General features: G+C 69.5%; 19 protein-coding genes and 1 tRNA gene. 11 read left to right on the top strand and 9 right to left on the bottom strand.

What is annotated here, in order from left to right:
* Positions 1 to 399 precede the first annotated feature (399 nt).
* From QF027_RS22160 to QF027_RS22135, 6 genes are all read left to right on the top strand, one after another.
* Positions 400 to 882 (top strand): CarD family transcriptional regulator, encoded by a 483-nt coding sequence (locus tag QF027_RS22160; RefSeq protein ID WP_003953493.1) that lies wholly within the window; start codon positions 400 to 402, stop codon positions 880 to 882.
* A 317-nt stretch (positions 883 to 1,199) separates the two neighbouring features.
* Positions 1,200 to 1,964 carry a 2-C-methyl-D-erythritol 4-phosphate cytidylyltransferase gene (ispD, locus tag QF027_RS22155; protein ID WP_266563052.1) on the top strand — a complete coding sequence of 255 codons (765 nt, stop codon included), beginning with the start codon at positions 1,200 to 1,202 and terminating at the stop codon, positions 1,962 to 1,964.
* Positions 1,954 to 2,445, top strand: coding sequence for a 2-C-methyl-D-erythritol 2,4-cyclodiphosphate synthase (gene ispF / locus QF027_RS22150; RefSeq protein ID WP_306979571.1), 492 nt, complete (start codon positions 1,954 to 1,956; stop codon positions 2,443 to 2,445). The genes ispD and ispF overlap by 11 nt, the downstream gene beginning before the upstream one ends.
* Before the next feature lie 48 nt (positions 2,446 to 2,493).
* Positions 2,494 to 3,891 carry a cysteine--tRNA ligase gene (cysS, locus tag QF027_RS22145; protein WP_307076520.1) on the top strand — a complete coding sequence of 466 codons (1,398 nt, stop codon included), beginning with the start codon at positions 2,494 to 2,496 and terminating at the stop codon, positions 3,889 to 3,891.
* 102 nt (positions 3,892 to 3,993) lie between these two features.
* Positions 3,994 to 4,935 (top strand): 23S rRNA (guanosine(2251)-2'-O)-methyltransferase RlmB, encoded by a 942-nt coding sequence (rlmB, locus tag QF027_RS22140; RefSeq protein WP_306979575.1) that lies wholly within the window; start codon positions 3,994 to 3,996, stop codon positions 4,933 to 4,935.
* Positions 4,936 to 5,055: 120 nt separating this feature from the next.
* A complete protein-coding gene (locus QF027_RS22135) occupies positions 5,056 to 6,693 on the top strand; it encodes a DoxX family protein (protein ID WP_307076518.1) in 1,638 nt (545 codons plus the stop codon).
* 139 nt (positions 6,694 to 6,832) lie between these two features.
* On the opposite strand, the gene QF027_RS22130 is transcribed toward QF027_RS22135, so the two are convergent.
* The 4 genes from QF027_RS22130 to QF027_RS22115 all read right to left on the bottom strand — a co-directional run bounded on the left by QF027_RS22130 (position 6,833) and on the right by QF027_RS22115 (position 11,046).
* Positions 6,833 to 7,564: a nucleotidyltransferase family protein gene (locus QF027_RS22130; RefSeq protein WP_306979579.1), complete on the bottom strand. Its 732-nt coding sequence runs from the start codon at positions 7,562 to 7,564 to the stop codon at positions 6,833 to 6,835.
* Between the two features lie 60 nt (positions 7,565 to 7,624).
* Positions 7,625 to 8,083: a hypothetical protein gene (locus QF027_RS22125; protein ID WP_307076516.1), complete on the bottom strand. Its 459-nt coding sequence runs from the start codon at positions 8,081 to 8,083 to the stop codon at positions 7,625 to 7,627.
* A gap of 216 nt (positions 8,084 to 8,299) precedes the next feature.
* Entirely contained in the window at positions 8,300 to 9,439 is a 1,140-nt protein-coding gene (locus QF027_RS22120) for an ABC transporter ATP-binding protein (RefSeq protein WP_307076514.1), read from the bottom strand.
* Between the two features lie 317 nt (positions 9,440 to 9,756).
* Complete coding sequence (locus QF027_RS22115; RefSeq protein ID WP_306979584.1) at positions 9,757 to 11,046, bottom strand: RNA-guided endonuclease InsQ/TnpB family protein; 1,290 nt, start codon at positions 11,044 to 11,046, stop codon at positions 9,757 to 9,759.
* A gap of 173 nt (positions 11,047 to 11,219) precedes the next feature.
* Between QF027_RS22115 and QF027_RS22110 the strand changes: the two genes are divergently transcribed.
* Positions 11,220 to 11,295, top strand: a tRNA-Thr gene (locus tag QF027_RS22110).
* Between the two features lie 11 nt (positions 11,296 to 11,306).
* Here the strand turns inward: QF027_RS22110 and QF027_RS22105 are convergent.
* Together QF027_RS22105 and QF027_RS22100 are read right to left on the bottom strand one after the other, a co-directional pair.
* Positions 11,307 to 12,422, bottom strand: a complete 1,116-nt coding sequence (locus QF027_RS22105) for a sensor histidine kinase (RefSeq protein ID WP_306979586.1) — start codon at positions 12,420 to 12,422, stop codon at positions 11,307 to 11,309.
* Positions 12,415 to 13,110: a response regulator transcription factor gene (locus QF027_RS22100; protein ID WP_307076512.1), complete on the bottom strand. Its 696-nt coding sequence runs from the start codon at positions 13,108 to 13,110 to the stop codon at positions 12,415 to 12,417. Before QF027_RS22100 ends, QF027_RS22105 begins: the two co-directional genes overlap by 8 nt.
* Before the next feature lie 114 nt (positions 13,111 to 13,224).
* On the opposite strand from QF027_RS22100, the gene QF027_RS22095 reads away from it, so the two are divergent.
* On the top strand, positions 13,225 to 13,452 hold the full coding sequence (locus tag QF027_RS22095) for a hypothetical protein (protein ID WP_307076510.1): 228 nt from the start codon (positions 13,225 to 13,227) through the stop codon (positions 13,450 to 13,452).
* A 35-nt stretch (positions 13,453 to 13,487) separates the two neighbouring features.
* A complete protein-coding gene (locus tag QF027_RS22090) occupies positions 13,488 to 14,555 on the top strand; it encodes an endonuclease/exonuclease/phosphatase family protein (protein WP_307082461.1) in 1,068 nt (355 codons plus the stop codon).
* Between the two features lie 18 nt (positions 14,556 to 14,573).
* On the opposite strand, the gene QF027_RS22085 is transcribed toward QF027_RS22090, so the two are convergent.
* The 3 genes from QF027_RS22085 to QF027_RS22075 are packed head-to-tail and all read right to left on the bottom strand — an operon-like array spanning position 14,574 to position 17,025.
* Complete coding sequence (locus QF027_RS22085) at positions 14,574 to 15,617, bottom strand: DUF4037 domain-containing protein (protein WP_307076508.1); 1,044 nt, start codon at positions 15,615 to 15,617, stop codon at positions 14,574 to 14,576.
* Positions 15,614 to 16,093: a GNAT family N-acetyltransferase gene (locus QF027_RS22080; RefSeq protein ID WP_306979591.1), complete on the bottom strand. Its 480-nt coding sequence runs from the start codon at positions 16,091 to 16,093 to the stop codon at positions 15,614 to 15,616. Before QF027_RS22080 ends, QF027_RS22085 begins: the two co-directional genes overlap by 4 nt.
* Entirely contained in the window at positions 16,090 to 17,025 is a 936-nt protein-coding gene (locus QF027_RS22075; RefSeq protein WP_373432048.1) for an aminoglycoside phosphotransferase family protein, read from the bottom strand. Before QF027_RS22075 ends, QF027_RS22080 begins: the two co-directional genes overlap by 4 nt.
* On the opposite strand from QF027_RS22075, the gene QF027_RS22070 reads away from it, so the two are divergent.
* Both QF027_RS22070 and QF027_RS22065 read left to right on the top strand, forming a co-directional pair.
* On the top strand, positions 17,024 to 17,677 hold the full coding sequence (locus QF027_RS22070) for a rhomboid-like protein (RefSeq protein WP_307076504.1): 654 nt from the start codon (positions 17,024 to 17,026) through the stop codon (positions 17,675 to 17,677). The two genes, QF027_RS22075 and QF027_RS22070, sit on opposite strands and share 2 nt — an antisense overlap.
* A gap of 11 nt (positions 17,678 to 17,688) precedes the next feature.
* A complete protein-coding gene (locus QF027_RS22065) occupies positions 17,689 to 19,086 on the top strand; it encodes an NAD(P)/FAD-dependent oxidoreductase (RefSeq protein ID WP_307076502.1) in 1,398 nt (465 codons plus the stop codon).
* Positions 19,087 to 19,109: the final 23 nt, after the last annotated feature.

Here is a 19,109-nt window from a genome sequence, read left to right as displayed (position 1 = left end):
ATAAGAGCCTTCGGCATCCAGTGGCAAAACTTCCGTGAAGGAATGCGCGATCACCCCCGGAATTGATCACCGGCTGATCCGACCGGCTCGTGTGATCAATTCCTGAATCGGCGCGGAACCGACTCCTGGCTCGAACGGAGTAGCGTAAGTCGCACACTTGGAACCGGACATTTGTGGACGTTAGCCCGTCTGGAAGGGCTTCCGGATGTGTGTAACGTACGCGTTTCACCTCCCCCGGAGAGCCGCTCCGACCTGCGAATACCTTCTTCCGCTCGCCCCGCGCAGCACGTTCCTGTTGCTGTTGTCAAGCCCCGAGATATGCCCTGACCTGCGAAAACGCCATTCAGAACCCGCAGTTTCCGTGTTACCCTGGATAGCCACGGAAGGGGTACCTGTCACATGACGTTCAAGGTTGGCGACACCGTGGTCTATCCCCATCACGGGGCCGCGCTGATCGAGGCTATCGAAACTCGCCAGATCAAAGGCGTGGACAAGACCTACTTGGTTCTGAAGGTCGCCCAGGGTGACCTGACGGTGCGTGTGCCAGCGGACAATGCGGAGTTCGTCGGCGTGCGTGATGTGGTCGGTCAGGATGGGCTGGACCGGGTCTTCGAGGTGCTGCGCGCACCGTACGCCGAGGAGCCCACGAACTGGTCCCGTCGATACAAGGCAAACCTGGAGAAGCTCGCCTCCGGCGATGTCATCAAGGTCGCGGAAGTCGTGCGCGACCTGTGGCGTCGTGAGCGCGAGCGCGGACTCTCCGCAGGTGAGAAGCGCATGCTCGCCAAGGCTCGGCAGATCCTGGTGAGTGAACTCGCCCTCGCGGAGAACACGAACGAGGACAAGGCCGAGGCGCTGCTCGACGAGGTTCTCGCGTCCTGAGCGCTCCCTGTGCAGGCACCTTGCCCGCTCAGCTCAGCACACACTGAATCCGAATTGCCGCACTGAAATGCCGCGGTGCCCGATGACGCAACAGCTGTCGCCGGGCGCTGCGGCATGTCTGTCTCCGGATGCCGGACCTACGACGCCCCGTAGTGACGTGCGCGTGTTCCTCTCGGAGAAAGATCCCCCGATACTTGGCGTGCCGGGCCCGGGCAGCTGGCTCGACCGGCGTCACGGAAGGGTCCGGTCAAGGCGTCGCGCCCGGCACGCTGTCTCCGTACCCACGTTGGCCGAGCACACAAACCTGACAGGAACCGATGTCTGACGTTTCGCGCCCTTCGCCCGCCGAAGCACGTGCGGAAGCCCGCACCGCGGTGGTGATTCCGGCCGCCGGAAGGGGCGTACGCCTCGGTCCGGGCGCCCCCAAAGCGCTCCGCGCGCTGAACGGCACCCCCATGCTGATCCACGCGGTCCGCGCGATGGCCGCGTCCCGCGCCGTCTCCCTGGTAGTCGTCGTGGCCCCGCCCGACGGCGCCGGCGAGGTCAAGTCGCTCCTCGACGCCCACGCGCTGCCCGAGCGGACGGACTTCCTCGTCGTCCCGGGCGGTGACTCCCGCCAGGAATCGGTCAGGCTCGGCCTGGACGCCCTGCCCCCCGACTTCGGCATCGTCCTGGTCCATGACGCGGCCCGCCCGCTCGTCCCCGTCGACACGGTCGACGCGGTCATCGAGGCCGTACGGGAGGGCGCGCCCGCCGTCGTCCCGGCGCTGCCCCTCGCGGACACCGTGAAGGAGGTCGAGCCGGCGACCGCTCCCGGCGCGCCGGAGCCGGTGGTGGCGACCCCGGTCCGCGCGCGCCTGCGTGCCGTACAGACACCGCAGGGCTTCGACCGGGCGACCCTGATCCGCGCCCACGAGACGGTCACCGAGGACGTCACCGACGACGCGAGCATGGTCGAGCAGCTGGGTCTCACGGTCATGGTCGTGCCCGGCCACGAGGAGGCCTTCAAGGTGACCCGCCCGCTGGACCTGGTCCTCGCGGAGGCGGTCCTGGCCCGCAGGAGGCTCAACGATGGCTTCTGAGTCCGCGTTGCCGCAGGTCGGCATCGGCACCGACATCCACGCCTTCGAGGAGGGCCGCGAGCTGTGGTGTGCGGGCCTGAAGTGGGAGGGCGAGGGCACCGGCCTGGCCGGCCACTCCGACGCGGACGTCGTCGCCCATGCCGCGTGCAACGCCCTCTTCTCCGCGGCCGGACTCGGCGACCTCGGTCAGCATTTCGGCACCGGGCGCCCCGAGTGGTCGGGTGCATCCGGCGTCACCTTGTTGACGGAGGCGGCCCGGATCGTCCGCGCGGGGGGCTTCCGGATCGGCAACATCGCCGTGCAGGTGGTGGGTCCGCGCCCGAAGATCGGCAAGCGCAGGGACGAGGCGCAGAAAATCCTGTCGGAGGCGGCGGGGGCCCCGGTGTCGGTGTCGGGGGCGACCACGGACGGCCTCGGCTTCCCCGGGCGCGGCGAGGGCCTGATGGCGGTCGCGACGGCCTTGGTCGTAAGGGAAGGGTGACAAAAGGACTGCTCCCCGCACCCCCTTCGGCCCACTACCCTAGGTCCCGTGACTATTCGCCTGTACGACACCAGCGCCCGGCAGATCCGTGACTTCGCCCCGCTCACGCCGGGCTGTGTCTCGATCTACCTCTGTGGCGCCACGGTGCAGGCGGCCCCGCACATCGGCCACATCCGCTCCGGCCTGAACTTCGACATCATGCGCCGCTGGTTCGAGTACCGCGGCTACGACGTCACGTTCATCCGCAACGTCACCGACATCGACGACAAGATCATCGCCAAGGCGGCCGACCAGGGCCGCCCCTGGTGGTCCATCGGCTACGACAACGAGCGCGCCTTCAACGACGGCTACAGCGCGCTCGGTTGCCTCCCGCCGACGTACGAGCCCCGCGCCACCGGTCACGTCACCGAGATGATCGAGATGATGCGCGGCCTCATCGACCGCGGACACGCCTACGAGGCCGACGGCAGCGTCTACTTCGACGTGCGCTCCTGGCCCGCCTACCTGGAGCTGTCGCGGCAGGACCTGGACGAGATGCGCCAGCCCGCCGAGGAGGGCATCACCGGCAAGCGCGACCCGCGGGACTTCGCCATGTGGAAGGCCGCCAAGCCCGGCGAGCCGGACTGGGAGACCCCGTGGGGCCGCGGCCGCCCCGGCTGGCACCTGGAGTGCTCGGCGATGGCCCACAAGTACCTCGGCTCCGCCTTCGACATCCACGGCGGCGGCCTGGACCTGATCTTCCCGCACCACGAGAACGAGATCGCCCAGGCCAAGGCCTACGGCGACGAGTTCGCCCGGTACTGGGTGCACAACGCCTGGGTCACCATGAGCGGCGAGAAGATGTCCAAGTCGCTCGGCAACTCTGTCCTCGTCAGCGAGATGGTCAAGCAGTGGCGCCCGATCGTGCTGCGCTACTACCTCGGCACCCCCCACTACCGCTCGATGATCGAGTACAGCGAGGAGGCCCTGCGCGAGGCCGAGTCGGCGTTCGCGCGGATCGAGGGCTTCGTGCAGCGGGTGGTCGAGAAGGCCGGTGACGTGGAGCCCGCCGCCGAGGTGCCGCCCGCGTTCGCCGAGGCCATGGACGACGACCTGGGCGTCCCCCAGGCGCTCGCCGTCGTGCACACCACCGTCCGGCAGGGGAACTCCGCCCTCGCGGCCGACGACAAGGAGGCCGCGGTGGGCCGCCTCGCCGAGGTGCGCGCCATGCTCGGCGTCCTGGGCCTGGACCCGCTCGACGCGCACTGGGCCGGCGAGACCGACCGCGGGGACGAGCTGCACGGCGTCGTCGACAGCCTCGTCCACCTGGTCCTGGACCAGCGCGAGGCGGCCCGCGCCCGCAAGGACTGGGCCACCGCGGACGCCATCCGCGACCAGCTCGGCCAGTCGGGACTGACCATCGAGGACGGCCCCCAGGGGCCGCGCTGGACGCTGGGTCCCCGCTAGCCCCTTTCTTGATCGATTGTGCCGCCCGGCCCTCCGGGCGGCACACTGCATAGACGTACGAACATTTCACCGACGTAGACACTCACGTAGAACAGGTAGGTCATGGCAGCCAACAACCGCCGCATGTCCGGCAAGAAGGGCGCGCAGGTCGGCAGTGGCGGCCAGCGACGCAGGGGTCTGGAGGGCAAGGGGCCGACCCCGCCCGCCGAGATGCGCAAGGGCCACAAGAAGAACCGTGTCGCCAACGCCAAGTCGAAGCAGGCGGTACGCCGTCCCGTGGCGCGCGGCCGGGGCGGCAAGGGCACCTCGGAGATGGTCGTCGGCCGCAACCCCGTCGTCGAGGCGCTGCGCGAGGGCGTGCCCGCGGTGACGCTCTACGTCCAGCAGTTCATCGACAACGACGAGCGGGTGCGCGAGGCGCTCCAGCTCGTCGCCGACCGGGGCGGCGTCCACCTCATGGAGGCCCCCCGCCCCGAGCTCGACCGCATGACCAACGGGCTCAACCACCAGGGCCTGGTCCTCCAGGTCCCGCCGTACGAGTACGCCCACCCCGAGGACCTCGCCAACGCCGCCTACGACGAGGGGCAGGATCCGCTGATCGTGGCCCTCGACGGCGTGACCGACCCGCGCAACCTCGGTGCCGCCGTACGCTCCGTCTCCGCCTTCGGCGGCCACGGCGTCCTCGTGCCCGAACGGCGCGCGGCCGGCATGACCGCCGGGGCGTGGAAGTCGTCCGCCGGTACGGCCGCCCGCACCCCTGTCGCCCGCTGCACCAACCTGACGCGCGCGCTGGAGGCGTACAAGAAGCAGGGCATCGCGGTCGTCGGCCTCGCCGCCGACGGCGAGCACGAGGTCGGTGAGCTGGCAGCCCTCGGCGGTCCCGTCGTCATCGTGGTCGGCAGCGAGGGCAAGGGCCTGTCCCGCCTGGTCGGCGAGACCTGCGACTTCCGGGTGCGGATCCCGATGCCGGGCGGCGCCGAGTCGCTGAACGCCGGTGTGGCGGCGGGAATCGTGCTGTACGAAGCGGCTCGTCGGCGGGCCTGAACGGCCGTTCGGCGCCGTCCCCCACATGGGGGTGTTCCTGGCGTACGGGGCAAGCTTGACGGGGTCCGGACAGATCCGGGCGAGTCAAAGCAGTGTCCTAAGCACACGTCACTCTGTTAGATGAGTGTGGACACCAGAACACCCCGCACACCCACGGGGGGCAGCTCGTCGGGATTCGATACCGGGTTCGATGACGCTCCCGCGCTGAGCATGGTGAAGGTGCCGAGCGATCCGGCGCAGATCATCGTCAACCACGCCAGTTTCCGCGTCCAGTTGGGCGCGTCGACCCGGCGTGCTGCCCAATCCCCGCGGATCGCACGGCACTTGAGCGCCACCGAGGACACCGCACGCATCCCGGCCGTCGGCGGGGCGCCCGCCGCGGGGCGCCGCCGGCCCGTCGTGTGGAGCGGCAGGTCCGCCCCCGACGACACCGGCGCGCACCGCCTGCTCCAGGCCGTGCGAGGCGGCAGCGTCGGCCACGCCGAGCCGCCCGCCGCCGACGCCGGAGCCACCCAGGTCATCCCCCGCATCGACGCCGACCACGGCTACCAGGCCGACTACGGCGGCGAGTTGGCCCAGACCATGGCGACCCCGGTCGTCGGCGCCCAACGCACACCCGTCGGCGAGGGCACCCGACTCCTGCCCCAGATGCGCTCAGGCGGCAGCGCGTACGACGAACCCGCCTACGAGGGCGCGGAGTTCGACGACAGCTTCGAAGAGACCCCCGCCGACCGCGCCACGAGGCGACAGGGCGACGAAGCCGCACGACACGCGTACTTCCCGGGCCGCCGGATGAACCTGGGCGTCGTCCTCCTCCCGCTCCGCATCTTCCTCGGCTTCATCTCCATCTACGCCGGCATGGGCAAACTCTGCGACCCCGTCTACTTCGACGGCGGCAAACGCGGCTCCATGGTCAAGTGGCTCAACACCCTGCATCCGTGGGAAGTGGCCGAACCACTGCGCCAGTTCGCCCTCCAGCACCCCGTCGGCTCCGGCCTCGTCATCGCCTTCCTCCAGGTCATCGTGGGCGTCCTCACGATCCTGGGCTGCTGGCAGCGCGTCGCCGCGGTCGTCGGCGCAGGCCTGTCCGCCGCGCTCCTCGTCACCGTCAGCTGGAAGAGCGTCCCCGCCTACGACACCCCCGACATCATCTACCTCGCCGCCTGGTCCCCGCTGATCATCGCCGGCGCCCCCGTCTACTCCATCGACGGCCGCCTCGCGGGCAGCGCCTGGCGCCGCCTCGGACCCCTCTCCGACATCTGGGAGCTGCGCCGCTACGTCCTGCGCCGCGGCGCCCTCATCACCGCCATCGCCACCGGCCTCACCCTTCTGATCGGCTCCGTCCTCGGCGGAGCCGTCCGGGACGCCGACCGCGTGATCGTCCCCGGCCCCGGCGAGGCCCCGCGCAACGAACTGCCCGGCTCCCCGCTCCCGCAGGACTCCGCAAAGCCCCGCAAGAAGAGCCCGTCGGCGTCCACCTCGCCGAGCCAGGGCGTCACGAGCGGTCCGTCCGCCGGTATCTCGGCCACCCCCGACGCCCCCCGCGACACCGGCGTCACCACCGGCGGCTCGCCCAGCCAGACCCAGGGCACCACAGGCGAGACCTCGTCCCAGCAGTCCTCCCCGGTCCAGCAGGCCCCCAGCACCACATCGGGCCCCACCGGAGGCACAAGCACCTCCGGCGCTTCGACAGGCGGTCCCGACACTGGAGGCTCCTCCTCCGGCGAACCGGGCCTGGTGGGCGGCCTGTTGGGGTAGGCGGGCCGGTGGGCAACGTACTGGGCAAGCCCACCGGCTGAGAGACAACAGGCCCACGAGAAGGTCCCGCACCCATGGAGGTGCGGGACCTTCTCGGCGTACGACGCCTCTATCGACGACGCCTCTACCGACGACGCCTCTATCGACCGAGCGCCGCCAATTCCTTCGCCGCCGCGGTCAGATCCTTCGCCGTGTCGATGGCCCGCCAGTACGCCCCCTGAGGGATCGGGAACCCGGCCAGCCGCAGCTCACGCGCAAGCGTGGGGAACGTCGTCCGCTCATGATCCCCCCGCTCCGGCAGCAGATCGGCGAACGCGGGCGAGAAGACGTACACACCCGCGTTGATCTCGAACGTCGACGGCGGCGCCTCGATGAAGTCCGTGATGTGCCCGAACCCGTCGGTCTGCACCGCCCCCCACGGAATCCGCGGCCGCGCCAACGCGAGCGTCGCGACCGCGTCGCGCTCGGTGTGGAAGTCCGCCATGTCACGCAGCGAGAAACGGGTCCAGATGTCACCGTTCGTCGCGTACCACGCCCGGCCCGGGTGCGGCAGATGCGCGGCCGCGTACTTCAGGCCGCCACCCCGCCCGAGCGGCTCCGTCTCGATGACCGTCCGGACGCGCAACGGCAGCTCGGCCGTCTTCAGCCAGTCCTGCAGCACCTCGGCGAGATGCCCACAGCTGACCACGACGTCCGTCACACCCTCCTCGGCGAGCCAGACAAGCTGATGGCCGATGATCGGAGTCCCCGTCCCGGGGATCTCGACCATCGGCTTGGGCCGGTCGTCGGTGTAGGGACGCAGCCGGGAGCCCTGGCCGCCGGCCAGGATCACGGCCTGGGTGGGACGGGACGCGGCGTTCGGATCGGTCATGACCGGAACTCTACGGCGCGCCCCTTCCCCCACCTCGGTCGGCATTCCCCTCTCACGGAGTCAGCTGTGCGCGGCCGCCACACCCGTCGCGAAGGACGTGTCGCAGACCGGGCGGGCATACGACTGCGCGCGCGTGGGGCCGTACACACGGACCGCCGCGCGGCCCAGGGCCTTCGCGATGGACACGCAGTGCCTGGCGAGCGACGGACGCTCGTTCACGGCCTCCTGGAGGTGCGTGAGAGCGATGCCCGGGTTCTTCTCCTGGAGCTCGGTCAGGAGCTGCTCGCGCAGGACGTCCTGCGGCGCGAGGGGCGCGCTGCGCGGCTTGCTGTCCGAGACCGTGGCGTCCGCGGCGGTGAGCACCGAGGAGCTCGAGGGATTCCCCGACCAGTTGACTCGGGTGACCGCGAGGGTCCCGGAGAGCACCAGGACGACGGGCAGGACAAGGGCGAGGGAGCGGCCGATACGGCGGGCGGGGCCCCGGCCGCGTCGCGTCTGTTGGTTAGTGGTGTGCTTCACGCGTGTGAGGGTAGCGCGGGGTAATGATCTGGCGACACGGGGTCACCGGTTCGGGGGATGAGAAGGGGCCGATTTTTGGGTAGAGCGTTGACGCACACTGCTCGAAATGACCGGTGTGCCGGGGTATTTGTCGACAACCCCCCGACGCGAGAAGGGCCCCGCAGATGGTCTGCGGGGCCCTCTTCGTCAACCCGGGTGAATCGTTGCCGTACGTCCTCAGTCGGAGAGGCGCTCGCCCGTGGAGGTCGAGAACACGTGGGTCTCGCCCGGACGCGGCACGACGTGCAGCGTGGCGCCCTTCTCCGGGACCGCACGGCCGCTGACGCGGACGACCAGGTCCTTCAGCTCGCCGTCGACCTTGGCGGAACCGTAGACGTAGCCGTCGGCGCCGAGCTCCTCGACGACGTTCACGGAGACCGCGAGACCGGCCGGAGCGTCCTCGGTGTCCTTGGAGAGGGCCGAGGCGGCGGCGCCGTTGTGCTCGACGATGTCGAAGTGCTCGGGGCGCACACCCACGGTCACCGTGGTGTCACCCTTGTCGGAGGCGGCCTTGAGGGCCTCGCGGTTGACGGGCACCACGCTGTTGCCGAACTTCACGCCACCGTCGGTGATCGGAACCTCGACGAGGTTCATCGCCGGGGAGCCGATGAAGCCGGAAGCGACGAAGAGGTTCGCCGGGCGGTCGTACATGTTGCGCGGGGAGTCGACCTGCTGGAGCAGACCGTCCTTGAGTACGGCCACACGGTCGCCCATCGTCATGGCCTCGACCTGGTCGTGGGTGACGTAGACGGTGGTGATGCCGAGACGGCGCTGGAGCGAGGCGATCTGCGTACGCGTCGACACACGGAGCTTGGCGTCCAGGTTGGACAGCGGCTCGTCCATGAGGAAGACCTGCGGCTCACGCACGATGGCGCGGCCCATCGCGACACGCTGGCGCTGACCACCGGAGAGCGCCTTCGGCTTGCGGTCCAGGTACTCGGTGAGGTCGAGGATCTTCGCGGCCTCCTCGACCTTCTGCCGGATCTCCGCCTTGTTGATGCCGGCGATCTTGAGCGCGAAGCCCATGTTGTCGGCGACGGTCATGTGCGGGTAGAGCGCGTAGTTCTGGAACACCATGGCGATGTCCCGGTCCTTCGGCGGCAGGTGCGTCACGTCGCGGTCACCGATGCGGATGGCGCCGCCGTTGACGTCCTCGAGCCCCGCCAGCATGCGGAGCGAGGTGGACTTGCCACAGCCGGACGGGCCGACCAGGACGAGGAACTCGCCGTCCTCGATGTGGATGTCGAGACCGTCGACGGCGGGCTTCGTGGAACCCGGGTAAATGCGGGTCGCCTTGTCGAACGAAACAGTGGCCATGGCTCAGAGGCCCCCTTCTACCGGCAGGAACGTGCCGGACGATCCGTTGTAGGAAGGTGGTGGTGTAGTCCACACGAGTGGACTGGCTCAGGACGGTACCCGGCGTTCACGCGTATGTCAGTACCTGGGCCACTGTGAACTTCGCGGAAACTTTCGAATGGGGCAGAGCAACTCACTTTTGACCGTGCCCAGCGGCTTCCTGCTTCAACACCCACTGCCACCCACGCACAGCTACGGTGAGCTGGGCCTGACCGGTCTTACACGGACTCCACAGGCATTCCGGCCGACGGCCCGTCGGTCCGTACAGCAACGGCTGCCTACGCGGCCAACAAACGCAAACCCTCGTCCCGAAGGTTCACGGCGGCGTTCACGTCACGATCGTGCAGGGCCCCGCACCCGGCGCACGTCCACTTGCGAACCGAGACGTCCAGTCTTGGCCCCGTGACATGGCAGGCGGAGCACCGCCGTGTCGAGGGGAAGAAGCGATCTACAACCACCAGCGTCCGGCCGTACCACTCGCACTTGTAGCGCAGCTGCCGTAGCAACTCTCCCCACGAGGCGTCCGTGATCGCCTGATTCAGCTTCGCCTTCCGTCCTTGCCCCTTGCCGCGCGCCACCCGCATCAAGGTCTTGACCGACAGGTCTTCCACCACGAGCACTTGGTTCTCGCGCACGAGGCGGGTGGTGAGTTGGTTCAGCATGTCCCTGCGTACGTCACTGATCAAGGCGTAGAGCCGCGCGATCTTCTCCCGAACCTTCTGCCGGTTCTTCGATCCCCGCACCTTCCTGTGCAGCTCCCGCTGCAACCGCGCCAACTTCTCCGCGTACCGCTTCAACAACCGCGGATGATCGAACTTCGTCCCGTCATCCAGGATCACCAGCGACGCCAGCCCGACATCCACCCCCACTGCTTTCGGCTCCCGCGTCCCCGGCACGAACACCACAGGCAGCTCCGCTATCCGCTCCTCCACCAGCACGGACACGAAATACCGGCCCGCCCGATCCCGCGTCACCGACAACCGCACCGGAACCTCCCCGGCAGGCAACGCCCGAGACCACCGGATGTCCAACGGCACCGACTGCTTCGCCAACGTGATCAGCCCAGTCCCCGGCCGCCCCGGATCCTCCACCCACTTGAAACCCGTACGCACATACGTCGCCGTATCCCGCGAACGACCCTTCTTCTTCCGCCTCGGATACCTGGCCACACCCTTGAAGAAACGGCCGTACGCCTGATCCAGATGACGCAGAGACTGCTGAAGCACCGTCGACGACACATCCCCCAACCACGCCGTCGCCTCCTTCCGCTTCCAGCCGGTCAACGCCCGACACGTCTCCGCGAACCCCACATTCACCCGATGCCGCTCCCAGGCCCCCGAACGCAGCGCCAACCCCTCGTTGTAGACCCACCGACACGCCCCGAACGTCCGCTCCAACTGCTCGGCCTGCTCCTCGGTCGGATAGAAGCGGAACCGGTACAGACGGTGATGCGTGTCGGGTGCCTTGGCGTGGGACTTCAGCGGAGTCGCCTTGCGTGTGTGGTGCTTCCGGCGCTCGCCGATGCCGAGGACCTCGCGCTTGACGCGCTCGGCCTCTGTCTCCCCCATGACCCCTCCCTGACGATCCGATCTTCGGAACAGCACGTCAGCTCGATCAACGAACGGGTGCACGGATGGTTACGCACGGTTTTGAAGTCGGGTTGGGCGGAACTTCGTGGCTTGGGGAAACCGGCTCTGTGTACAGTGGTGCAGCCTTCGCGTACCGCGTTGCGATACGCGATGCCGCCTTAGCTCAATTGGTAGAGCGGGATCCTTGTAAGATTCAGGTCGTCGGTTCGATTCCGACAGGCGGCTCCATAAAGCCCAGGTCAGATGCTATCTGACCTGGGCTTTTGTGTTGGCAGCTCTACGCTGATGCGCAGCCCGCCCGCCGCGCGCGGGGTGAGGGTGAGCCTGCCGTCGTGGGCCTGGGTGATGGTCTTGACGATGGCCAGGCCGAGGCCGACGCCCGCGTGGTCGGTGTGAATGCGCTCGGTGCCGCGCTGGAACGGTTCGGTGAGGGTCGAGACCAGTTCCGGGGCGAGCTTCTCGCCGGTGTTCTCGACGGTGAGCACCACTGTTGCGGGGCGGGCGTCGGTGGTGATCCACACGGTGCCCCGGTCGGGCAGGTTGTGGACGATCGCGTTGTGGACGAGGTTCGTGGTGAGCTGGAGGAGAAGGGCTTGTGATCCGGTCGTCGGGGTGATGTCGCCGCTGGTTTCGAGGGTGACGCCGTGCTTCTCCGCGAGGGGGAGGAGTGTTTCGGTGGCCTCTTCCGCCATGAGGGACAGGTCGACACGTTCTCGGGTGAAGGACCGTTGCTCGGCGCGGCTGACCAGGAGCAGTGCCTCGGTGAGGTTGATCGCCCGGGTGTTGACGGTGTGGAGGCGGTTGATGAGTTCGGCGGTGTCGTGGTTCGGATCGGTGCGGGCCACGTCGAGAAGTGACTTCGTGATGGCGAGGGGGGTGCGTAGCTCGTGGGAGGCGTTGGCTGCGAATCTGCGCTGTTCGGCGACGTGTGCTTCGAGGCGCGTGAGCATGGTGTCGAAGGCGTCGGCGAGTTCGCGGAATTCGTCCTTGCGGCCCGGGAGCCGGATGCGGTGGGAGAGGGATCCGTGTGTGGCCCTGCGTGTGGCGTCCGCGAGGTGTGTCAGGGGGGCGAGCATGCGGCCGGCGAGGATCCAGCCCCCGACGAGGCCGAACACGAGCAGGAAGGCCAGTACGGCGGCTGCCCTTGGAGCGAATACGGCCAGGAGGGCGGAGCGGATGGGAAAGACACCGCCCGTGGGCATGTCGTCGGGGTTGTAGAGCATGGCGCGGTTGGGGACGTAGCGCAGGAGGAAGAGCCATACCGCGGCGAGCAGGAGCACCCCGGCCAGCATGAGGAATCCGGCGTAGCTGAGGGTGAGTTTGAGGCGGACGCTCAAGCCTGGTGCCCTATCCACGCTGGTCTCCCTGGTGGTCGGGGTCCGGTTGGACGTCGATGCGGTATCCGGCGCCGGGCACGGTGGCGATGACCCAGGGTTCGCCGAGCCGTTTGCGCAGGGCCGAGACGGTGATGCGTACGGCGTTGGTGAAGGGGTCGGCGTTCTCGTCCCACGCGCGTTCGAGGAGTTGTTCGGCGCTGACGACGCCGCCTTCGGCGGCGACGAGGACTTCGAGGACGGCGAACTGTTTCCTGGTCAGTGCGACGTAGCGGCCGTTCCGGTAGACCTCTCTGCGGAAGGGGTCCAGGCGTAGGCCTGCGATTTCCCGTACGGGTGGTCTGCTGTGGGCGCGTCGGCGGTCGAGTGCTCTGAGTCTGAGGGCGAGTTCCTGGAGTTCGAAGGGTTTGGTGAGGTAGTCGTCGGCGCCGAGTTCGAAGCCGGTGGCTTTGTCGTCGAGGCGGTCGGCGGCGGTGAGCATGAGGATCGGCATGCCGCTGCCGGAGTCGATGATGCGTGTGGCGATCTCGTCACCGGAGGGGCCGGGGATGTCCCGGTCGAGGACGGCGATGTCGTAGGTGTTGATGTTCAGCAGTTCCAGTGCGGTGTCGCCGTCGGGGGCGATGTCGGCGGCGATCGCTTCGAGGCGTAGACCATCGCGGATGGCTTCTGCCATGTAGAGCTCGTCCTCGACGATCAACACACGCATGCCTTCGATGCTACGAGTGGGCGCATATCGTCGGCGTATCGAAAACCGCATACGTGCCGGCAACAGTGCGTCGCTTTGACTGGCGGCATGATGCGAACGTCACTGTCAGCAGGCATGGCCATCCGTCGGGTGCACCGGTTCCCGGACCTCGTCCTGACCGGGGCGCCGGGTGAGGCCGATGGTGCGGTGCCGCTCGGGGCGACGTCTGCCGACGTGGGGTACGGGCTGGGCCGGATCTGCCGCAGCGAGCCCTGGCATGACGAAGTGCGCTTCGAGGCGGTCGGTCTCGGCTGCCCGCGTATGTGTGCCGACCCCACTCAGGATCCGGGGGTGCAGTGGTGAGCGACGCAGTGACCGACGGTGAGCGAGGTCGGGCGATGGCCCGGGTGGACGCGGTAGAGCCGGGAGAGGGCGGCGCGGACACCGCCTCCGGTGTCCGGCGCGAGGTCGTCCGCCGGGTCGTCCGCGTCGTCTCCCGGCCGGGTCCCTGGAAGCGCGGCCCGGTGCTCGCGGCGCTGGCGTTGCTGCTCGGCCTGCTGATGCTGCTGCATGCGGAGATCACGGACTACGGGGGGCTCGGCAGTCTGGTGGAGACCTTCCTGCCGTGGTTCGGCCTGTTCGTGCCGGTGCTGTTGGCCGGGGCGCTGTGGCGTCGCTCCGCCTCCGCGGTGGTCGCGCTGCTGCTGCCGGTCCTGGTGTGGCTGAGTCTCTTCGGCGGGCTGCTCGGTGACAGGTCCCGCTCGGGCGGTGATGTCGTCGTGGCCGGCCACAATGTCGGCGCCGACAACCCGGACCCGGTCGGTACCGCTCGCGACCTGGTCGCCTCCGGGGCGGATGTGCTGGGTCTGGAGGAGATCACCCCGCAGGCGAGGCCGGTGTACGAGAAGGCTCTGGCGAGGGCGTATCCGTACCACACGGTGCTGGGCACGGTCGGGCTGTGGAGCAGGCTGCCGCTGTCGGACGTCCGGCCGGTGGACACCGAGATGGACGCCGGGCCGCTGGGGGAGACCAAGCCGGCCGCCGTCAAGCTGGGCTACAACCGCGCGTTGCGCGCCACGGTGGCGACGAGCCGGGGTCCGCTGGCGGTGTACGTGGCGCATCTGGGGTCCGTACGGGTGATGCCCAGGACCGGCTTCTGGACGGGCAGCCGGGACCGTAACGCGAAGGCGCTGGCCAAGGCCGTGGCCGCTGAGCCGAACGGGCGGGTGGTGCTGCTCGGTGATCTGAACGGCACCACGGACGACCGTGCGTTCGCCGGCCTGACCTCGCGGCTGCACTCGGTTCAGGAGGCGGCCGGGGACGGTTTCGGTTTCACGTGGCCGGCGAAGTTCCCGGTGGCGCGGATCGACCAGATCCTGGTGCGCGGTGTGGAGCCGGAGAGTTCCTGGGTGCTGCCGGCCACCGGCAGTGACCACCGGCCGGTGGCGGCCGGGATCAGCTGGTGAAATGCACGCAGAGGCTGTCTACAGCTGTGTCTCCGGTTCGGTGTCCGCCGGTTCCGGCAGCGGCAGTTCACGGATCGTCCGGTCGGCGACGCGGGCCGTCAGGGCCTGCGCGAACCGTTCCGCGTGCAGGACGCGGTAGGGGCGTGAGTGGTACGGCCTTGTCGTCGGGTCGACCCGGTCGGTGAGGCCGAGCTGGTTGTGCAGGTCGGCGACGGTTTCGTAGGCGGCGGCGAGATGGCCCTCGCGGTCGTGCCAGTCGGTGGCCGCGAGGGCCGCCCTGAGGACCGGGGTGAGGCGGTCGCCCGCGGCGGTGTGGGCGAAGGCGCTGCCGAGCCATTTGCCGTACGGCGGATAGCGGCGGTCCATGAGGAGGCACAGGCGCATCAGGTGGCGGGTCAGGCGGGCGGCGACTACGGCCGAGCCGAGTTCGTCGCCGACCTCGCCGCAGCGGCCGACGAAGGCCTCCTCGTGGGAGATGCGCTGCCACTGGCGGGCCAGGACGTGGAGCCACAGGTCGTGCGGGTACCAGCGCAGGGCGGCGCGGGCGGGGGCGAGGGCGTGCAGGCCGTCGTGGAAGACGGCTCCGGCGGTGACCTCGGCGAGGCGTTGGGTGGGGGTGCGGAGCCAGTGGGCGGGGGTGATCGCGCGGGTCGGGTCGAAGCCGAGCGTGTCGGTGAACCACGAGGAGACGTGGGTGACCTCGATGCGGTGGTGGACAGGGCCGTCGGTGGTGCGCATGACGCGGATGTCGCGGGTCTCGCCGGTGGGTGCGAAGTGCGTGGGCCAGCCGTGGAAGGTCTTCGGGAGGTGCTCGGAGAGGACGTGTCCGATACGGTCCGCGTGGCGCGGGACGTCCTGGGAGCGCAGGAAGATCTGGAGGCGCGGGCCCCATTCGTGGTCGGCGGAGCGCGGGGTGTCGTAGCCGAGGACTTCGGAGCCGGGGCCGATGCGCGCGGCGGAGTGCGGGATCCCCGGGGCGGCTTCCTCCAGTAGGGGGCCCACGGTCTCGGCGTAGAAGCGGCGGGAGAGTTCGAGGCCGGGGAGGAAGGCGGGCGTGCTCACGATGTGCCGGATGCCTTGGCGAGGGCTTCGTCGGTCAGGCGGTACACCGTCCATTCGTCCTGGGGGCGGGCGCCGAGGGCCTGGTAGAAGTCGATCGCGGGGGTGTTCCAGTTCAGGACGGACCATTCGAGGCGCTGGTAGCCGCGCTCGACGCAGATGCGGGCGAGTTCGGTGAGCAGGGCCTTGCCGTGGCCGCCGCCGCGGGCTGTGGGGCGGACGTAGAGGTCCTCCAGGTAGATGCCGTGGACTCCGCGCCAGGTGGAGAAGTTGAGGAACCAGATCGCGTAGCCGATCACCGCGTCTGTCGCGTCGTCGGTCGCGACGTGCGCGTAGGCCGCGGGGCGGGAGCCGAAAAGGGCTTCGTGGAGTTGTTCCTCGGTCGCCTTCGCCTCCTCCAGTGCCTTTTCGTATTCCGCGAGTTCGCGGATGAGGGCGTGGATCGCGGGGATGTCGGCGGGGGTGGCGGGGCGGATCATGGCTGTCGGCTCCGGTGGGTGCGCAGGCGGTGGGCGATTTCGAGTTGGCGGGGTTCTACGGGGCGGCCGTCCTCGATGTCCCAGAGGCTGTTCTGGAGCAGCCGTCCCAGGGTCCAGGCACGCGCGCGTGCGCGGTCCAGGCCGAGGATGTCGGTCATGGCGTCGAAGCGCCAGGTGATCTCGTCTGCGTCGAAGCGGTTGTCGAGGGCGGGCCAGAGTTCGAACCCGGGGTCGCCGGCGAGGGGTTTGGGGTCGATGGCGAGCCAGGGCGCGCGTTCGGAGGCGAGGACGTTCTCGTCGTGCAGGTCCCAGTGCAGGAGCCGGTCGCCGGGTTCGTCGACGACTTCGCGTACGGCGGCCGCGCAGTCGGCGACGGTACGTCGGGTCTGGGCGTCGGGGACGCGCCTCAGGGCCTCGGGGGTCTTGTCCAGCATGGCCTGTGCGATGTCGCCGAGGTGCCGTAGACCGGCTGGGGCCGGGGTGGCGGTCAGGTGGGCGAGCAGACCGGCGATGACGAGGACCGCGTCGCGGGTGCCGGGCAGGGTGGACAGCATGCGGTCGGAGTCGAGGCGCTCCAGGAGCATGGTGTGGGTGACCGGGTCGTGGTCGAGGAGGCGGACCGCGCCGTCGCCGTCCCAGAGGCGCAGGGCGACGGGTTCGCCGATGCTCTCGTTGTCGAGGAGCTGGAGTTTGAGGGCGGCCGGGGTGCCGTCGGCCCGGCGGACGACGGGCAGGACCAGCGCGGCGACGCCGTGCATCGGGGAGCCGTCCGGTCTGAGCTGCCAGCGCTCCAGGAAGTCCTCGATCAGGGTCGGCAGTCCGGCGATGAACTCCCGGCCCTTGTCGCCGTTGTAGCGCTCCTGTGCCGCCGCCAGTTCCTCCGGGATGTCGATCACGTGCCGGACCCTACCGGCGTGGGTGAATCGCCTCATGCGAATTAACCGGGGTGCCCACCGGGTGTGGGCCTACGTCCGCAGCGCCCCCGGCACCTATGTGTGGCTGGCGGTCCTGTTCGTGACGACGGTGGCGCTGCACCACATGTCGCCGGAGTTCGAGGAGGAGTTCCTGCGGCAGCGCTCGACCAACATCCATGAGCTGTCGAGCAATCCGGTGCGGGTGCTGGTCGCCAGCGCGATGTGGATCGACGGCGGGCACTGGCTGCCGTACGTCGTCCTCTATTCCGTCTTCCACGCGCCGGCGGAGCGCTGGCTGGGGACCGCGCGCTGGCTGGCGGTGTGTGCGGCGGCGCACGTACTGGCCACGCTGATCAGTGAGGGGGCGCTGCTGTGGGGGATCCGGCACGGGATGGCGCCCGCGTCCGCGGTCAACACGCTGGACATCGGGGTGAGTTACGCCCTGGCCGGGGTGATCGCCGTGCTCGTGTACCGGATTCCGGCGCCGTGGCGGTACGTCTACGGGTTCGCGGTGCTCGTCGTGTACGGGGTGCCGCTGGTGACCGGGCGGACCTTCACCGATCTCGGGCACTTCACCTCGGTGCTGATCGGGTTCGGGTGTTGGCCGCTGGTCGGGGGGCGGGAAAAAGCACGGAATCCGAAGGAGACAGCGGCCGCGCCGACGGGTTAACGTCCCAGGCCATGAGCAGCACTGCCGTGAACGGCGGCATCTCCTTCTGGTACGCGGCCGACGGCTTCCCCGAGGCGCGGGAGCCGCTCGGCGGTGACGCGTCGGCGGACGTGGTGATCGTCGGCGGCGGGTACACGGGACTGTGGACGGCGTATTACCTGAAGAAGGCCGTGCCCTTTCTGCGAATCACCGTCCTGGAGCAGAAGTTCTGCGGCTACGGCGCCTCCGGGCGCAACGGCGGCTGGCTCTACAACGGCATCGCGGGCCGCGACCGGTACGCGAAACTGCACGGCCACGAGGCCGCCGTACGCCTCCAGAAGGCCATGAACGACACCGTCGACGAGGTCGTCCGGGCCGTCGGCGAGGAGGGCTTCGACGCCGGGCTGCACAAGGGAGGCGTCCTCGAAGTCGCGCGTACGCCCGCACAGTTGGCGCGGCTGAGGGCCTTTTACGAGCATGAGCTGGCGTACGGCGAGAAGGACCGTGAGCTGTACGGCGCCCGGGAGACGGCCGAGCGGATCCGGGTCGCGGACGCGGTCGGGTCGTCGTGGACGCCGCACGGGGCGCGGGTGCACCCGGTGAAGCTGGTGAAGGGGCTCGCGGCGGCCGTCGAGGCGCTGGGCGTGACCATCCACGAGCAGACGCCGGTGACGGAGATCCGGCCCAAGCACGCGGTGACGCCGTACGGCACCGTCCGCGCGCCCTATGTCCTGCGCTGCACCGAGGGCTTCACCGCCGCTCTGAAGGGCCAGAAGCGGACCTGGCTGCCCATGAACTCCTCGATGATCGCCACCGAGCCGCTGACCGACGCGCAGTGGGCGGCGATCGGCTGGGAGGGGCGTCAGACGCTGGGGGACATGGCGCACGCCTACATGTACGCGCAGCGCACCGCCGACGGGCGGATCGCGCTGGGCGGTCGCGGGGTGCCGTACCGCTTCGGTTCGCGCACCGACAACGACGGGCGGACGCAGGCGGCGACGGTCGAGGCGCTACGGGAGATCCTCGTGGGGTTCTTCCCGATGCTGGCCGGGACGCGGATCGCGCACGCCTGGTCGGGGGTGCTCGGTGTGCCGCGCGACTGGTGCGCGTCGGTGACGCTGGACCGGTCGACGGGTATCGGCTGGGCGGGCGGTTACGTCGGTTCGGGCGTCGCCACCGCCAACCTGGCCGCCCGGACCCTGCGTGATCTGGTCCAGCAGGACTCCGGACAGGGCGGCCGGACCGAGCTCACCGAACTGCCGTGGGTCGGTCACAAGGTGCGCAGGTGGGAGCCGGAGCCGCTGCGGTGGCTGGGCGTGCAGGGCATGTACGCCACGTACCGCACGGCGGACCGGCGCGAACGCACCAGCCACCGCGCGGAGTCGTCCCGGCTGGCGCGGTGGGCGGACCGGATCGCCGGGCGGCACTGAGCCTGCGGCTCAGATCACCGACT

This window comes from Streptomyces canus (genome assembly GCF_030816965.1).
Classification (GTDB): domain Bacteria; phylum Actinomycetota; class Actinomycetes; order Streptomycetales; family Streptomycetaceae; genus Streptomyces; species Streptomyces canus_E.
The sequence above is the reverse complement of the archived record's forward strand: the minus strand, read 5'-3'. Positions and strand labels throughout refer to the sequence as shown.

Excerpts from the sequence above, each read along its gene's own strand:
- QF027_RS22135 (WP_307076518.1), top strand. The coding sequence starts at position 5,056 with ATGAGTGTGGACACCAGAACACCCCGCACACCCACGGGGGGCAGCTCG.
- QF027_RS22160 (WP_003953493.1), top strand. The coding sequence starts at position 400 with ATGACGTTCAAGGTTGGCGACACCGTGGTCTATCCCCATCACGGGGCC.
- QF027_RS22065 (WP_307076502.1), top strand. The coding sequence starts at position 17,689 with ATGAGCAGCACTGCCGTGAACGGCGGCATCTCCTTCTGGTACGCGGCC.
- ispD (WP_266563052.1), top strand. The coding sequence starts at position 1,200 with ATGTCTGACGTTTCGCGCCCTTCGCCCGCCGAAGCACGTGCGGAAGCC.
- QF027_RS22130 (WP_306979579.1), bottom strand. The coding sequence starts at position 7,564 with ATGACCGATCCGAACGCCGCGTCCCGTCCCACCCAGGCCGTGATCCTG.
- QF027_RS22080 (WP_306979591.1), bottom strand. The coding sequence starts at position 16,093 with ATGATCCGCCCCGCCACCCCCGCCGACATCCCCGCGATCCACGCCCTC.
- QF027_RS22115 (WP_306979584.1), bottom strand. The coding sequence starts at position 11,046 with ATGGGGGAGACAGAGGCCGAGCGCGTCAAGCGCGAGGTCCTCGGCATC.
- QF027_RS22100 (WP_307076512.1), bottom strand. The coding sequence starts at position 13,110 with ATGCGTGTGTTGATCGTCGAGGACGAGCTCTACATGGCAGAAGCCATC.
- QF027_RS22095 (WP_307076510.1), top strand. The coding sequence starts at position 13,225 with ATGGCCATCCGTCGGGTGCACCGGTTCCCGGACCTCGTCCTGACCGGG.
- QF027_RS22070 (WP_307076504.1), top strand. The coding sequence starts at position 17,024 with ATGCGAATTAACCGGGGTGCCCACCGGGTGTGGGCCTACGTCCGCAGC.
- ispF (WP_306979571.1), top strand. The coding sequence starts at position 1,954 with ATGGCTTCTGAGTCCGCGTTGCCGCAGGTCGGCATCGGCACCGACATC.
- QF027_RS22090 (WP_307082461.1), top strand. The coding sequence starts at position 13,488 with ATGGCCCGGGTGGACGCGGTAGAGCCGGGAGAGGGCGGCGCGGACACC.
- rlmB (WP_306979575.1), top strand. The coding sequence starts at position 3,994 with ATGGCAGCCAACAACCGCCGCATGTCCGGCAAGAAGGGCGCGCAGGTC.
- QF027_RS22075 (WP_373432048.1), bottom strand. The coding sequence starts at position 17,025 with ATGAGGCGATTCACCCACGCCGGTAGGGTCCGGCACGTGATCGACATC.
- QF027_RS22120 (WP_307076514.1), bottom strand. The coding sequence starts at position 9,439 with ATGGCCACTGTTTCGTTCGACAAGGCGACCCGCATTTACCCGGGTTCC.